12 protein-coding genes are annotated in these 16257 nt (G+C 59.8%); 6 read left to right on the plus strand and 6 right to left on the minus strand.

Annotation, left to right across the window (positions count from 1 at the left end; all coding sequences use genetic code 11):
* Positions 1-66: 66 nt before the first annotated feature.
* Together A6D6_RS10765 and A6D6_RS10770 are read left to right on the plus strand one after the other, a co-directional pair.
* Positions 67-2019, plus strand: coding sequence for a copper resistance system multicopper oxidase (locus tag A6D6_RS10765; protein ID WP_159660732.1), 1953 nt, complete (start codon positions 67-69; stop codon positions 2017-2019).
* Complete coding sequence (locus A6D6_RS10770) at positions 2016-2744, plus strand: copper resistance protein B (protein ID WP_159660733.1); 729 nt, start codon at positions 2016-2018, stop codon at positions 2742-2744. Before A6D6_RS10765 ends, A6D6_RS10770 begins: the two co-directional genes overlap by 4 nt.
* Positions 2745-2917: 173 nt before the next feature.
* On the opposite strand, the gene can is transcribed toward A6D6_RS10770, so the two are convergent.
* Entirely contained in the window at positions 2918-3553 is a 636-nt protein-coding gene (gene can, locus A6D6_RS10775) for a carbonate dehydratase (protein ID WP_159660734.1), read from the minus strand.
* 281 nt (positions 3554-3834) lie between these two features.
* Between can and A6D6_RS10780 the strand changes: the two genes are divergently transcribed.
* Positions 3835-4323, plus strand: coding sequence for an FKBP-type peptidyl-prolyl cis-trans isomerase (locus A6D6_RS10780; RefSeq protein WP_022994832.1), 489 nt, complete (start codon positions 3835-3837; stop codon positions 4321-4323).
* A gap of 158 nt (positions 4324-4481) precedes the next feature.
* On the opposite strand, the gene A6D6_RS10785 is transcribed toward A6D6_RS10780, so the two are convergent.
* Together A6D6_RS10785 and A6D6_RS10790 are read right to left on the minus strand one after the other, a co-directional pair.
* Positions 4482-6059, minus strand: coding sequence for an acyl-CoA synthetase (locus tag A6D6_RS10785; protein ID WP_159660735.1), 1578 nt, complete (start codon positions 6057-6059; stop codon positions 4482-4484).
* 117 nt (positions 6060-6176) lie between these two features.
* A complete protein-coding gene (locus A6D6_RS10790) occupies positions 6177-7076 on the minus strand; it encodes a LysR family transcriptional regulator (RefSeq protein WP_133489988.1) in 900 nt (299 codons plus the stop codon).
* A 250-nt stretch (positions 7077-7326) separates the two neighbouring features.
* Between A6D6_RS10790 and A6D6_RS10795 the strand changes: the two genes are divergently transcribed.
* The 3 genes from A6D6_RS10795 to A6D6_RS10805 all read left to right on the plus strand — a co-directional run bounded on the left by A6D6_RS10795 (position 7327) and on the right by A6D6_RS10805 (position 10595).
* Entirely contained in the window at positions 7327-8448 is a 1122-nt protein-coding gene (locus tag A6D6_RS10795) for a helix-turn-helix transcriptional regulator (protein WP_159660736.1), read from the plus strand.
* Between the two features lie 15 nt (positions 8449-8463).
* Positions 8464-9648 carry a helix-turn-helix transcriptional regulator gene (locus A6D6_RS10800; protein WP_159660737.1) on the plus strand — a complete coding sequence of 395 codons (1185 nt, stop codon included), beginning with the start codon at positions 8464-8466 and terminating at the stop codon, positions 9646-9648.
* Positions 9649-9767: 119 nt separating this feature from the next.
* Positions 9768-10595, plus strand: a complete 828-nt coding sequence (locus A6D6_RS10805) for a helix-turn-helix transcriptional regulator (RefSeq protein WP_159660738.1) — start codon at positions 9768-9770, stop codon at positions 10593-10595.
* A 126-nt stretch (positions 10596-10721) separates the two neighbouring features.
* On the opposite strand, the gene A6D6_RS10810 is transcribed toward A6D6_RS10805, so the two are convergent.
* The 3 genes from A6D6_RS10810 to A6D6_RS10820 form a co-directional block, all read right to left on the minus strand.
* A complete protein-coding gene (locus tag A6D6_RS10810) occupies positions 10722-12794 on the minus strand; it encodes a thrombospondin type 3 repeat-containing protein (RefSeq protein ID WP_159660739.1) in 2073 nt (690 codons plus the stop codon).
* 253 nt (positions 12795-13047) lie between these two features.
* The gene (locus tag A6D6_RS10815) at positions 13048-14676 is read right to left on the minus strand and encodes an acyl-CoA synthetase (protein WP_159660740.1); all 1629 of its coding nucleotides are present in this window, start codon (positions 14674-14676) and stop codon (positions 13048-13050) included.
* Between the two features lie 91 nt (positions 14677-14767).
* A complete protein-coding gene (locus A6D6_RS10820; RefSeq protein WP_159660741.1) occupies positions 14768-16150 on the minus strand; it encodes a hypothetical protein in 1383 nt (460 codons plus the stop codon).
* Positions 16151-16257 lie beyond the last annotated feature (107 nt).

Raw genomic sequence — 16257 nt, forward strand, 5'->3', positions numbered from 1 at the left:
TTCCCATCGAAACACGCGCCCCCGCAGACGGGTGGCGTCTTTTGTTTTCTATTGAGGAGAACGTCCATGACGACGTCTTTTTCCCTGCCCCGCCGTCGCTTCGTGCAGGGGCTGGCTCTGGGCGGCACCGCTCTGGGGCTCGGGCTCACCCCGGCACAATTGTTCGCCCGCCAGGGCCAGACCGGCGCGCCGGAGCTGCGCGGTAACCAATTCCAACTGAACATCGGTGCCGCCGATGTGAACCTGACCGGCCGCAACCGGCCCGCCACCCTGGTCAACGGCAGCCTGCCGGCGCCAACCCTGCGTTGGCGTGAAGGTGAGACGGTGACCCTGAGAGTGACAAACCATCTGCCGGAAACCACTTCGATCCACTGGCACGGCCTGCTGCTGCCGTTCCAGATGGACGGCGTGCCGGGGTTGTCTTTCGACGGCATCGGCCCGGGCGAAACCTTCACCTATCAGTTTCCGCTGCGGCAGAGCGGAACCTACTGGTATCACAGCCATTCCGGTTTTCAGGAGCAGACCGGCCTGTACGGCGGCCTGATTATTGACCCGGCGGAACCGGACCCGCATGCGGTGGATCGCGATTACGCGGTGGTGCTTTCAGACTGGAGTGACCAGGATCCCAAGCGCATCTATGCCACGCTGAAAAAACTCAGCCACTACTACAATTTCAGCGAACGGACGCTGTTCGACACGCTGACGGATTTCCGTGAGAAAGGCGTGGTGCGGACGCTCAAGGATCGCCACATGTGGAACCGGATGCGCATGAGCGAGACCGATCTGGCGGATGTGACCGGTTACAGCTACAGCTTCCTGGTCAACGGCCATACCCCGGCCGCCAACTGGCAGGCCCGCTTCGAACCCGGCGAGCGCATCAAGCTGCGTTTCATCAACGCCAGCGCCATGACCATCTTCGACTTGCGCATCCCCGGTCTGGACATGACCGTGGTAGCCATGGACGGCCAACCGGTGAAGCCGGTGCGCTTCCATGAGTGCCGCCTGGGCGTGGCGGAAACCCTGGACGTGATCGTCGAGCCCAAGGATCACCGCGCCTACACCCTGTTCGCACAAACCATCGACCGGTCCGGCTACGCCCGCGGCACCCTGACGCCGGATCCCTCTCTCAGTGCCGAAGTGCCGGAGCTGGACCCGGTGCCACTGCTCGGGCACCGGGAAATGGGCATGGGCGCCATGGATCACAGCGCCATGGGACACGACAGTGGCGCCATGAAGACCATGGACCACTCTCGCATGAATCATGGCGGCATGGACCATGGGGATATGAACCATGGCGATATGTCCGGCGGCATGGATCATGGAAGCATGAACCATCAAGGGATGAGCCACGGCACGCAGAGCGGGATGGACCACTCGGCCATGGGGCACGCCAACCACGACACCAACGCCGCCGTGCCCTTCGCGGTCTCGGCGGACAATCCGGATCTGCCACCCCGGCAAAGCGCCACGGAGCACGCCGACAGCGAATACGGTCCTGGCGTGGACATGCGTGCCATGTCTCCTGCGCCGATGCTCGACGATCCCGGCATCGGCCTGCGCGACCGGGCCTGGAAAGTGCTCACCTACGCCGACCTGGAATACGCCCACGGTTTGCCCGACAGCACGCGGCCGGAGCGGGAAATCGTGTTGCACCTCACCGGCAACATGGAACGCTACATGTGGAGTTTCAACGGCATCCCCTTCGCCGATGCCGAGCCGCTCGAGCTGTATCACAACGAGCGGGTGCGGCTGACCCTGGTGAACGACACCATGATGCACCACCCGATCCACCTGCACGGTCTGTGGAGCGATCTGGAGCTGGGAGACGGGCGCCTGCTGCGCAAACACACTCTGTTGGTGAAACCTGGAGAAAAACTCAGCTATCTGGTGCGCGCCGACGCTCTTGGGCGCTGGGCCTACCATTGCCACCTGCTCTATCACATGGAAGCGGGCATGTTCCGGGAAGTGCGCGTGGTGCCACGCCATCAACACCACAGCGACGAGGAGAGCCGCCCATGAAAGCATCAATGACGTTAAGCGGCCTGCTGGCCGTGATGATCTCCGTGTCCGCCGGAACACCGGCTCTGGCCATGGAGGGTGTTCCCGCCCGCTTCGGCCAGATCCTGGTGGATCAGTTGGAAGCCCGTGACGCCGACGACGGCACCGTGGCGGCCTGGTCCGCCAGCGCCTGGTACGGCGGTGACATCAACAAGTTGTATTTCGCCACAGAGGGCGAGCGGCTCATGGATCGGGGCGGCGAGACCGAGAGCCTGGAAACCCGGCTGGCCTGGAGCCGTGCCTTCGCACCCTATTGGGACTGGCAACTGGGTGTGCGCCGGGACTGGCAGCCGGACGATCCCAACCGGGACTGGGTCAGCGTCGGGGTAATGGGCGTGGCCCCCTACTTCTTCGAGACCGAGGCCAACCTGTTCCTGGGCGAATCCGGCCACAGTGAATTGCGTCTGGAAGCGGAATACGAGCTGCTGTTCACGCAGCGGTTGATCTTGACTCCGGAAGTGGAAGCCAGCCTGTACGGCAAGGAGGACCGGGACCTCGGTATCGGTAAGGGGCTCGCCACGGTGGAAGCGGGATTGCGGTTACGCTACGAAATCCGCCGCGAATTCGCCCCTTACATCGGCGTGCATTGGGAGAAGAAATTCGGCGACACCGCCGACTTCGCCCGTGATCACGGTGAGGACGCCAGTGACACCCTGCTGGTGGCCGGTATCCGGGTCTGGTACTAGAGTAAGAGCCGGTGGGTAGCCTTCCTGGACACGGGTGAAGCACGGTCCAGGAAGGTTATCCGCCAGTTCCCAAGCCGCCCGCTTCGAATCCAACCCCGGACTACGAAGCCGCTGTAGGCGTTTGCCCTGCAGCGGCTTTGATCCACGTTGGTGTACCCGTGAATGCCGAGGGATCAGACCTCGAATTCCTGGCTTTCCAATTCACGCAGGTGGGCATTGTTGTCCACCTCGATGCCCAGATCACCGAGACGGCCATCGCCGATGCCGTAAATCCAGCCGTGGATGGTCAAGGGCTGCTCGCGACGCCAGGCCTCCTGCACCACCGTGGTATTGGAAACGTTGATCACCTGCCGGGCCACGTTCAACTCGCACATGCGATCAAGCCGGGCAACCGGATCCAGGTCCGCCAGCTGTTTGCGATGGCGCAGATACAGCTCCCGCACCTGGCGGATCCAGTTATCGATCAGTCCGTGAGGCTGGTCTTCCATGGCGGCACGCACACCGCCACAACCGTAATGGCCCACCACCATGACGTGCTTGACCTTGAGCACTTCCACGGCGAACTGCAGCACCGAGAGCAGATTGAAATCGGTGTGATGCACCAGATTGGCCACATTGCGATGCACGAACAGTTCGCCGGGCATCAGGCCGACGATCTCGTTGGCGGGCACACGGGAATCGGCACAGCCGATCCACAGGAATTCCGGGTTTTGCTGGCCCACCAGGGTACGGAAGAAACCGGGGTGTTCTTCCTCCACCTGATGGCGCCAATGTTCGTTGTTGGTGAAAAGCTGCGGCAGGGTTTTCATGGTCGGGCATTCTCCATATCCGGCCCCCATGATGCCGGAACGGCTCCGTAAAGAAACGGCGAAAACCCTTTCAAAGTGTATCGGATCCGTCCGGGCCCGGGGGGGCAAGGCACCAGTGGCACAAGCCGATGACGCGGCAGGCGGGGCCGATTATAGCGTCCGGAGCGCCGGCGCGCAGCCGCGCGGCGATTGGTCACGGCCGTCGCTGCCCTGTTACCATGACGGTATGTGGGTCCGGGAACGGTTCCCGTCCAAAATTCATCAACCCGAAAAGGGCACCCATGCAAATTGCAGACAACAAGGTGGTGGCGTTCCACTACACCCTGACCAACAACGCCGGTCAGACCATCGACTCCTCCCACCAACGGCAGGAGCCGCTGACCTATTTGCACGGTCACGGCAACATCATCCCCGGTCTGGAAAAGGCGTTGGTGGGCAAGGAAGTGGGCGACAAACTGGACGTGACCGTAGCGCCGGAAGAAGGCTACGGCGAGCGTCACGACGGCCTGATTCAACAGGTTCCGGCCTCCGCCTTTGAAGGTGCCGGCGATGAGCTGCAGCCGGGCATGCAATTCCAGGCACAAACGGAAGCCGGCCCGCGCATCTTCACCATCACCGAGGTGAATGGCGATCAGGTCACCATCGACGGCAACCATCCGCTGGCCGGGGAAACCCTGAACTTCGCCGTGGAAATCACCGACATCCGTGAATCCAGCGAAGAAGAGCAGCAGCACGGCCACGTGCATGGGCCGGACGGCCACGACCACTAATCGTTGTTGTGGGCGTGCCCGCTATACGCGGGCGCGCCTGCGCGTCGATTCGCTGGCAAGCCAGCTTCCCACGGCGACTCTCGCAGCCTTCTTTTGTGGGATGCGAGCAGGGCGGCACTCCGCTTGCTCGCGAATAGCGCCAACCCAGCACGTTTCGCCTAAAGACGGAAGAACCCCTCCGCTTTTTTTCCTTCCCGATACTCATCCCTGAGCAGCCGCTTGAGCAGCTTGCCGTTGGGCTCGCGCGGCAATGTATCGCGGAATTCCAGCGTCCGTGGACACTTGATCGACGACAGCTTCTCGCGGCAGAAACTCAGCAGTTCCGTGGCCAGTTGCTCGGTGCTCGGCCTGTCCTCGCGGGACTGAACAATGGCATGCACGGATTCCCCCATCTCCTCATTAGGGATACCGATGACCGCCACGTCAAATACGGCACGATGTCCCATCAGGGTGTTTTCCACTTCCTGCGGATAGATATTCACGCCACCGGAAATGATCATGTTGCTCTTACGGTCGGTGAGGTACAGGTAACCATCCTCATCCAGCCAGCCGATATCACCGACACAGGCCCAGCCCTTGTCATTGTGCGCCTCGGCGGTTTTGGAGGGATCCTTGTGGTATTCGAACGGATGGCCCCCGGAGAAGTAGATGGCGCCTTCCTCGCCAATAGGCTGCTCCTGACCGGTTTCCTCGTCGACGATATGCAGGGTGCCGTAGATCGCCTTGCCCACGGTGCCGGTGTGTTTCTTCCAGTCCTCGCTGTTGGTCATGGTCAGACCGGCGCCCTCGGTGCTGCCGTAGTACTCATAAATCACCGGGCCCCACCAGTCGATCATCGCCTGCTTGGTGGTCACCGGACAGGGCGCCGCCGCGTGCACCGCCATTTTCAGGCTGGAAACATCATAGCGATTACGCACTTCCTCGGGCAGGTGCAGCATGCGGTGGAACATGGTCGGCACCCACTGGCTATGGGTGACCTTGTACTTCTGGATGTTTTCCAGTGCCCGCTCAGGATCGAACTTCTCCATGATCACCGCGGTGCCGCCGAGCACCAGCACGCCGCGGGTCCATTTCAGCGGCGCGGCGTGGTAATACGGCGCCGGAGACAGGTAGACCATGTCACCATTGCCGCCGAACGCCAGTTCAATTAACCCCGCAAGGGTTTCGGTGCTGCCCACCGGCAGGCCGCTGATTTCCGGTTTCACCCCCTTGGGGCGGCCGGTGGTGCCGGAAGAATAGAGCATGTCGCTGCCTTCCCGAGCGCCGGGCAGCGCCTCCGGAGATTGCGCTTCCATGGCCTGTTCCAGGGACTCACAGCCCGGTAGCGGCTCATCCAGCATGAATATCCTCGGTGCCAACGGCAGCTCACCGATGGCCTCAACCAGTTCCGGGGTGGCGGTTTGCGCACTGAGGATCACCACCCGGGCCTCGCAATCCTCGAGAATGTAGAGCACCTCTTCCGGTTTCAGCCGGGTGCTGACGAAGGTGTAATACAAACCGGCGTAATGGCCACCCCACTGGACCGCCGGGCACTCCAGGCGGTTTTCCAGTAAACAGGCAATATGATCACCGTAATCCAGCCCTTCGTTCTGCAGCACCCGGGCCAAGCGGTTGGCGAAGGCGTCCAGTTCCGCGTAGCTCATGGTGTCACCAGTATCCGCCAGAATCACGGCGGGGTGATCGGGTTTTTCCTGTGCGTGCAGCCCCGGATGGCGCGGACGGGCTTCCGTGTTCATGAACCTCTCCTAGCATTGTTGTTTTTGGGATGTCGCCCGGCAGGCGTCGACCCTTGATGTTGCCTGGGAGAAGACGGTGGGTATTCGTCAGAACCGACTATTTTGTATGACCATTGGTTACACCGACGCCAACGCCGGCCGCGACGGTTCATTCAGGTCCGGCAGCCATGGCCCCTCCATGAAGGCACGCAGCGGCTGACTCCAGGTCTCCTCCCCTGCCGTGGCGATGGCGGTGGTGACCGCCGACAGCGCTTCCGGCAAGGCCACCGTGTGCAGCGGATAGCGATGACGGTACTGGCGCACCGTGGATTCCGGCAAAACCGCCAGCCCCATCCCCGCGCTGACACAGCCGAGAATGGCATCCAGGCTGCCCAGTTCATGGACCGGCGCCGGGGGCGCGCCCTGCTCCGCCAGCAGCACCGACACCGTCTGCCGGTAACCACAGCCCTGACGGAAGGATAAAAAGGACGTGCGAGACAACTCCGCCGCACACGGCACGCTCTCGAGCGGCCGGCCACTCACCAGTACCAGCCGCTCACGGAACACCGGCCTCATGGCCAGGCCATCGCCGACGTTACCGGCAATCACGAACGCGGCATCCAGTCGCCCTTCGCGAAGTTCATCCAGCAAGCAGGCGGAAGGGCTGGTGCGCAGATTCAGCGATACCGCCGGCCAGCGCCGACTGAACGCGGGCAGCACCCGCGGCAAATGCACGGCGGCGGTGGTTTCCATGCTGCCCAGGCGCAATTCCCCTGTGGGTTCGCCACCGCCCTTGAAATGGTTGAGCGCCTCACTGTGCAAATCGCCGATGCGGCGAGCGTATCCCAGCAGCTGATGCCCCGCGGAAGTGAGCGCCACCGGATTGCGGCGCTCCAACACGCGCACGCCCAATTCGCTTTCCAGCTTCTTGATATGGGCGGTGACATTGGACTGCACCGTGTGCAGGCGCTCGGCGGCGGCACTGAAACTGCCGCTGTCCACCACGGCCTGAAAGATTTCCAGAGATCGAATCAGCATGGCGAAATCCCTATTTCCAATATTCTTCAAAGGTATCATCACAAATAATGATAATGCACGCTCTTCGAACTCTTCCGACTCCGCTCATCCATTCTTGGCCCCTGATCATGTGACGTCATTCACATTTAAAGCCCGGTCACCTATATTTCCCCTGAATCCATTCGCGCGGATAAGAAAGGTCGCGATCGGGACAGACCAACAATATCGCCCGTTTGGCGACCGAAGCGGGCATAACGGGGAAAACCGACAGATGGACGCGTTGCTGGATTTCGTCGGGGAAATCTATGAAGCCTCTTATAACCCGGGGCACTGGGATGATGTGGCGGCTGGCCTGTGCAAGCTCCTCAAGGCACGTTCCGGCGCCATCTTCCTGGACGATCACGAAGGCCGCATCCGGGGTATGATCGGCGCCCACGGGTTACCCAAACCGGTCAGGGCGGCCTACCGGTTTGGCATGTCCAAATACGATCACACGTTCCAGCTGCAACGCCGGGAGCCACTGGGCAAAGCCCGCCAATTGCTTCGGGCGGAGGACATCCGCACTGAGCATCCCTTCTATTACCGGTTGATCCTCAAGCCCTATGACATCGGCTTTCTGGCTGCCATGAATGTCTATAACGACGAAGAATGGCACGTCGGCATCGGCTTGCACCGCTCTTTCCAGGCGGCACCCTTTTCCGATGACGACTGTCTGATCCTGCAACGGCTCTACCCGCATTTCAAACGAGCGCTGCGCATTCATAAGGAGTTTCATCGACTGCGCAACCGCCAGCAGACACTCGAATCCGCTCTCGGGCGTTTCATGACCGGTCTCATCATTGTTGACCCGGACGGCAATGCCATTTACTGCAACCCCGTTGCCGAAGCCATCCTCTCGCGGCACCAGGCGTTGAGCATCAACGGCGATCGCCGGCTGCAGGCGCATTACCCGCAAGAAAATCAACGTCTGCGGACGTTACTGGCGCAGCTGGCCACAGCCGACCGGCAAGATATCAGCACTCATGATCAGGCCATTGGTCTCAACCATCCTGACCGGAAACATGCCCTGAATCTGATGCTCGCACCGCTGGCGGGCGCCATGACCGGCACCGTTCAAACCACCGGCGGCGTAGCATTGTACCTGTGCGATCCGGACACTTCCTTCCATCTGCCGGCCGAGGCATTGCGCTCCCTGTATGACATGACCCCCACCGAGGCCAGTGTCGCCATGGGGCTGGTCAACGGCCTGTCCACCATGCAGATCAGTGAACAGCATGGCGTCAGTTTGGAAACCATTCGCAGCCAGCTGAAAAGTATTTACCTGAAAATGGGTGTTAACAAGCAGCAGGATGTGATTCGCACTCTGTTATCCGGAGTCGTGCGGATCGGCTAGCCAGGAGCCAATACAGTGGATACGCAACACGTGACGACGATGCCCGGAACTGACCGGGACACCAGCCTGCCTTTCCCTTCTCTGGACGGACAAACGCTTCAGGCGTACAACCAGCTGGTCGCCACCCTGTACAGCGGTTTGCATGACAACACCGGCTTTCAATCCTTCTTCAATGCCTTTCAACAACATTTCAAAGCCTTGCAGGGCGGAATTCTCGGGGTTACCTCCAATCCCCAGCGCATGGTGTACGGCTGGACCTTCGGCTACCCGGAAGGATTCGAGGAGTGGTATATCAACAGCGATCTTCCGGAAAAAGACGAGGCTCTGACCCGTTACATACAATTGCCACCGCGACAATTCGACTCCTTTTTGCGCGGCGATGACAGCCGCACCATCCTCGAAATCCTCGGCCCTGAAAGCCGCGCCTGGGCGGAAGCCGTTGGCATGGGGGACAGCGCCGGCATGCTGGTAACGCGGGAAAACGACACCAATGTGGTTTTCATGGCCAACCGCCACCAGGATTTCGGGCCTTATACCGATGGCGAACTCCTGCAGATGAACCTGCTGGCCCCGCATATCGAAAATGCCGTTGCCCTGCACCTGAAGCTGTACCAATCAAACAGCGACAACGAAAACCTGGCCATGGCGCTCAACCATGTGAACAAACCTCTGATGGTGTTCAATGCGCTGGGCAGCATTGCCCAGGCCAATGACGCCGCCCGAAACCTGCTGACCCATACCGGCAATCTTTTCATTGGTGACGACCAGCGTCTGCACAGCAGTGACAAACGTCTGAGTCGCAAACTGCACGACGCCATCAGTACCAGCATTGTGCATTCCCACAAAGGCCATCTGGATACCCGCACCCTGTTTATTCGCAATGGGCCCGAGCGGCTTGCCATCTGCCTGACCCCACTGGTCGCGGAAAGTGTCGAGAACAACGGTGTTCTCGCGGAGTTGTTCAGTTTCGATACAGAGCTGGTGCCCGATCTGCAACGAATGCAAACGCTGTTTCAATGCACCCCGGCGGAAGCCGCCGTGGCGGCGGCATTGATCCAGGGCCAGGGCGCCGGCGCCATCGCCGAAGAAAAACAAATATCCGTCCACACCGCCCGCCAGCATATCAAGAACCTGCTGGCCAAAAACGGCTATCGTAAACAGACCGAGCTGGTGGCCATGCTGGTGCGGGCGCTGGGATAAAAATACACACCAACCAGAAAACAAGACAATATCATCCCGCGCACTGTCATCGCGAACCGGACCCGGGATGACAGAGCTGAATTTGTGTAGGGGATGTCCCAATAACAACCAGGAAAACCATGGCACCAGTACTACAGAATGAGCCTGATCTGCTTCAAACACTGTACCGCTCTCTGACTCACCAGGAAGGCTTTCACGCCTTTCTGGAAAAACTGACTGGCGCCATCAACGGCTGTGCCGCCCAGCTATTGGTGATTCACCGTCAGCCCCCGCGCATGGAACATCTTTGGTATCACGGCCTGTCGGAAGAGTTCCTTGACTGGTATCTGGAAAACAACATGATCGCCCAGGATGTGGTGAGCAATCAGGCAATCAAACAGGCACCAGGGCTCTTCCAGTCAGCCCTGCCGCTGCTGCCGGATTTTCAACCCGACGCGGATTACTCCAAATGGGAGAACGAGCAAGACATGCTGGACTCCGCCTGGCTGGTGGTTGACAGCACCCGCACCCACACCTTTGTCCTGACCATTCAGCGCACAGTGAGCCAGGGACCTTATCAGCGGGCGGAACTGAGAGCCCTGAACCGGCTGGTTCCTCATATCCGCCACACAGTGCAGCTATATCGGCAACTGGAAACCCGCAGCAAGGCAGCGTCATCCCTGTCAGCGGTCATTGATGTTCTCCCCGATGCCACCTTTGTACTCGACAGCCTGGCCACCGTACTGTACTCCAACAAGGCCGCCCGCGCTTTGATCAACCGAGAGCGCTGCCTTAGCATCCGCGACGAACGCTTCAACTTTGCCGAAAAGGACGTGCAGACCATCGCCAGGCAACTGGGCCGCGGGGTCTCCACCGTACGCACACAGATCAAACATATCTTCCAGAGAACCGGCTGCTCCCGGCAGGGGGAACTGATCAGCCGGATTCTGGCGGCGTTATTGCGTTAACACTTCCCTTCGTCACTCCAGACTTGCCCCGGAGCCTCTCTTAAACCATCGCAGACGTTCCAAACACTCTGCCAACGGCGTGAGATCCCGGGGCGAGCCCGGGATGACGGTGGGTTATTGGCTTCCTTAGTCTGCCGTAAAGTTCAGGGTGTAATGGCAAACACTTTCTTCGCTGTTGAGATCCCACGTCCAGGTTTCGGTGACATCAATCGAGCCTGTGATCTTGGGGGATTCGCCTGGGTTATAGGTTGCATTCCAGTCAAACTCCACTTCGGCCCACTGGGTAACGCAGTCGCCAACACCATTGCACCCTTGGTAAATCACTTCCTTTGGGTCCGCGCCGCTGGTGGAAATAGAACGATCAGCCTTGTCGTAGCTCCCTGCGCTTTCACCATCGATAGTGAAATTTCCACTGTCAGCATAAAGGCGCCATGTTTCACCAAAGCTCTCGGAATCACCAATCTGACCATCAATATGGCACTGCATAATGGCCCGGTTGGTGGGGTCATTTTCCGGGTCGTGGTAGTAAGTCAGCTCTTCACCTGGTGTATAGGCTGACAGTGTCTCGGTAATTGTCAGGTTCAGCGTGGTGGTGCTATTGGAAGGAGCCGGATCAATACCATCCTCAATCCCGTCATCATCCGAATCAGGGTCAAAATCGTTCGGATCCTGAGCGTTGGCCAGGCCGTCACCATCGATGTCGTCATCGGCCACATCCCCTACGCCATCATTGTCAAAATCTTCCTGGCCCGGGTTCGGGTCATTGGGCGCGTTATCCAGGTCATCGATCACGCCGTCCTCATCGGTATCCTGCTCACAGGCATCCCCCGTGCCATTGCTGTTGTCGTCGATCTGACTGGCATTGGGGGTCAGGCGGCAGTTGTCTGAGGTGTCGGCAACACCGTCCCCATCATCGTCGCTGTCACACACATCACCCTGGCCATCGCTGTCGGTGTCCAACTGACTGGCATTGGGGATTGCCGGGCAATTATCTTCGGCGTCCACAATGCCATCGTTGTCGGCGTCCAGGTCACAGGCATTTCCGATACCATCGTTATCGCCATCTTCCTGGTTGAAATTCGGCGTTTCCAGGCAGTTGTCTTCATGGTCCAGGATTTCATCGTTGTCCCTGTCCTGGTCACAGGCATCGCCTGTACCATCGGCATCCTCATCCGCCTGGTCCGGATTGGCGACGGAAGGACAGTTGTCCGCGCTGTCAAGGTGGCCATCCAGATCGCTATCCACTTCCAGATCCGGGTTTTCCACGGTTTCATCCAGATCCTCGGGAGGATTCACCTCTACTCCGGTTTGTTCTGTTTCTGATGCCAGCAAATCTTCCAGGTCACTGATAAAAGTATCGGTACCAGGCACCTTAACCATGCTCAGGTCCTGGCTCAGATCATCCACCACGTTGGTACCGGAAAACCCGGAGATGGCGACACCACCCGCCTCCCCATCCACAACACCATCACTGACGTCCTCCGCCAACATGGCGATGACCGCATCGGAGGACGCCGGCGTACTTGTTCTACTTCCAATTCCCGTGGCAACCGCGACCAAGGCCTCATTCGCCATGCGGTATTTCACGACAGAGGAATAATCCGCTTCCTCCATACCCGATACATAAAGAGGGGGTGTTTCAAACAGATTCAGAGTAGGGTCGATACCAAATCCCAGCGCCGTGGCGACTTGCGCCTGAGCGGCAACCAGTTCGCTATCGAAGTTTTCCGTAGTGAGCTCTTTCTCGCTCAGAAGCTCAACCACCATGGTAGTCATCGGTGTGGCATAAACCGGCTGATTTCCGCTTAATTGCGATTGAGTCACTATTGTTTTCAGTGTCTGCATGGCGGCACTGCCGTCATCGGTGGACAGGTCCGTGGTTTCGCCGTCAACGGTGATCACCAGAAGAAAAGGAGCCTCCACTGGTTTCAGTGTCAAACCGTCGATGGCCGCCTGCTGACTGGTGCGCGTTTCGCCGACGCTGGCGCCCTGTAAATTTCCCACGGCCACATCAATTCGATAGGCCATGACAGGCGCATTGGCCAGCGGCCCCTTCACCGCAGCCCCGGACATTTTCATCCCTGAGCCCCCGGTATCACTGGCCGGCGGATTGCTGCTTCCCCCACCACCACAGGCGGACAGTACCGCCGCAACCCCCATCGCCAACGCACTCCGTATGAACCAGCTCTTTGTCATCATTCCCCGTCCCTCATTCTAGTTCCACCAATGGCAGCGTTTATCGCCTTGTCCTCCATTAGCCCAAAGCAAGGTAGCCATGCTGAAAAAAATCCACATCCCCCAAATTGGGGATGGGTAAGTGCTAACGGGCAGATTTCGGACTGACAGGGTTCTTTAAAGAGAGGCGTTGGAAGTCAGTGCTTTCATGACCTGACCGGGGGATCCCGAATAGAAAAAACTTCCGGGGGGAGCCCCCGGAAGAACGCAGGGAAAATCAGGCGCTGAGTTGCTCGCGCAACACGTGTTTCTGGAATTTTCCGGTGGAGGTTTTCGGCAACTCGTCGACGAAGAACACCTTTTTGGGGCACTTGAAGCCCGCCAGACCCTCCCGACAATGGCTGACGATGTCTTCCTCGCTGACCGAAAGCCCGCTCTTCAAGGCGATGAAGGCACAGGGAATTTCTCCCCAATGCGGATCAGGGCCGGCCACCACCGCAGCTTCCAGCACCGCGGGGTGGGCGTACAGCACGCTCTCCACTTCCAGGGTGGAAATGTTCTCGCCACCGGAGATGATAATGTCCTTGGAGCGGTCCTTGATCTCCACGTAACCGTCCTCATGCCACACTCCCAGGTCACCGGTATGGAACCAGCCGCCGGCGAAGGCTTTTTCAGTGCCTCCGGGGTTGTTCAGATAGCCTTTCATGACGCTGTGCCCGCGCACGAACAGCTCACCCAGGCTGACGCCGTTGCGGGGTACCGGTGTCATCGTCTCCGGATCGGCCACCATCATGTCGGTCATCGACAGCGACAGAATCCCCTGCCGCGCCACCTTGTCGGCCTTGTCTTCCAGGGACAGCGCCGCCCACGGGTCCTGGAATTCACACACCAGGCTGGGGCCGTAGGTTTCGGTGAGACCATACAAATGGACAATGTTGATCCCCAGGTTTTCCATGGCGGCGATGGTGGCGGCCGGTGGCGCGGCACCGCCGGTGGCCACGGTCACGGTGTGATCGAAGGGCCGACGCTGCTCTTCCGGCGCGTTGATCATCATGTTCAGCACCACCGGGGCGGCGCAGAAATGGGTCACCTTGTGCTCGCTGATGGCACGAAAAATCGGCTCCGGGTGGGGCTGGCGAAGACACACGTGGGTACCGGCCACGGCGGTCACCGCCCAGGGAAAACACCAGCCGTTGCAGTGAAACATGGGCAGCGTCCACAGATACGCCGCGCCCTGGGGCAACCCCAGCCCAATAATGTTGCTCAGGGCATTCAGGTAGGCACCACGGTGATGGTAGACCACGCCCTTGGGGTCGCCAGTGGTGCCGGAGGTGTAGTTCAACGTGATCGCCTGCCATTCATCCGCCGGCGCCTGCCAGGTAAAGTCGTCACGCCCACGAGCCAGCAGTTCGTCAAAAGTCAGTTCTCCGACCCGCTCCCCGCCTTCGAAAGTCGGATCCTCCACATCCACCACCAGAGGCGAAACCGAGCAGCAGGACAACGCCTCCCGGCTTCGCTCATGGAATTCAGGGTCGGTGAAGAACACCTTGGCCTGCCCGTGATCCAGCATGAACGCCATGGACGCCGCGTCCAGGCGGGTGTTCTGGGTGTTGAGTACCGCGCCCAGCATCGGCACGGCGAAATGCAGCTCCAGCATTTCCGGTACATTGGGTAGCAATGCCGCCACGGTATCACCGGGCCCCACCCCCATGGCCCGCAGCGCGGAGGCCAACCGCAAACAGCGTTGATGAGTCTCGCCCCAGGTGCGCCGCACCGGACCATGAATCACCGCGGTGCGATAGGGATGCGCCAGCGCGGTACGGGCCAGAAAAGTGAGCGGTGTCAGCGCCGAGAAATTGGCGGCGTTGGGCGTCAGGTCCGCATCGAAAGCAAGCGAGCTGGACATGATCGGAATCTCCTGAATCAAGGGCGCCCCATGCCGATCACGGGGCGCCGGGTTACGGTGTCACTTTGTTGTTTTCGCGAAACAATCCGGTCTATTCAGAGCTGGCGGGCTCGGCGGCACCGGCGGTGGCGCGGCTTTCGCCAGCCAGCCAGTCACGCTCCAGCACCAGCCACAGAACCAGACCGGCGCCCAGCCCCCAGGCGGCGCCCTTGGTGGCCAGAATGGCACCGACGATCACCGCCACACCGCGTTGCAGGTTGGTGCCCTTGCCGAGCATCTCCACCGCCAGGTAGCCGCACAGATAACCCTGGATCAGTAAGGTCAGCGCCAGGCCGATGTTCAAACCCGGCTTGAACAGCGACACCACCGGCAGCAGCAGAAGCGCGATGCTCATACCCCAATAGATGCTGTTGGCACCGCCCCAATAGCTGTCCATGGCCTTGCGGTCGTTATTCATATAGCGATTGACCACCAGTGCCTGGCCACCGGTCCAGGACGGCCCGGACAGACTGATGAAAGGCGCGCACAGCCCGTGAAACAGATTACGGATACCGGCGATGATGCTGTTGCGGCGCGGGCTGAATACCAGCTTCTCATCCTTGCGTACCTTGTCCGCGTTTTTAAACAGAGAGTCGATCACCAGTACATCCCCGAACGCGATCACATAGGCGGCCAGCGCCAGCGGCAGGGCATCCAGGAAATACTGATAAGAAGGCCAGCCGAGGCCGAATACGGTATAGCTCTCAAGCATTTCGCCAAATGGCAGCGAGACCCAACCCCATTGCAGACTCGGTGCCCGCACCTCGCCAATCAGGATGCCGAACGCGTACGCAATCAGGAACGGCACGGCGATACCGTACTGGGCAATGAAGCGAAACATCGGGTAGCGCTCACGCAGCGGCGCCGCCGTTCTGGAGAACAGCATGAAGAACCCGAGCGTGGCCCCGAGCAGAATGGTGATCGGCATGGACCAGACCCGGCCGGTGTCGGAGAACTCGGTCATCACCGCGGAAAAGCCGGCGCCGATCAGAATCCCCGCCTTCAATGACATGGGCATCTTGCGCACCAGCACATCCGCCCCCTTGAACAGGCCCATGGCGAAAAACACCGCCGCCACCGTTAACTGCAACGCCACCAGGGCGAGAATGCGCGCGTCCCCTTCCGGGTAGCCGGATAGAAAAGCCACGTACAAGGGAATGCCGGCGGTAATCCAGCCGGACACCGCCGGATCACCGAAATGGCCGTGCAGCATGAACAGGAAGTTGTTGATCACCACGAAAGCCACGGCAATCTCGAAAGGAATACCCAGCACCGATGTCATCAGGCCGGAAATACTCAGCGGCACCACACACAGAATCGCGCCCTGCAGAATGTCGGGCAATTCCAGTTTGTAGTGGACAAAGGGGATGCGCAGCTTCAGGAAACCCAGCGCCGAAGGCTGCTCGCCTCCGTCCGCTCTCTTTCGCAGACTCATGTTGTTCTCCGTTATCCGGTTTTATTGGCGTTATCGATGCGGCGGTAATGCCGTTTTTTTGAATCAGGGGTTTTCCCCTGAATACTAGGTATATATACCTTTTTAAT

The sequence above is a fragment of the Alcanivorax xiamenensis genome (assembly GCF_009846745.1).
In the GTDB taxonomy this organism is placed as follows: domain Bacteria; phylum Pseudomonadota; class Gammaproteobacteria; order Pseudomonadales; family Alcanivoracaceae; genus Alloalcanivorax; species Alloalcanivorax xiamenensis.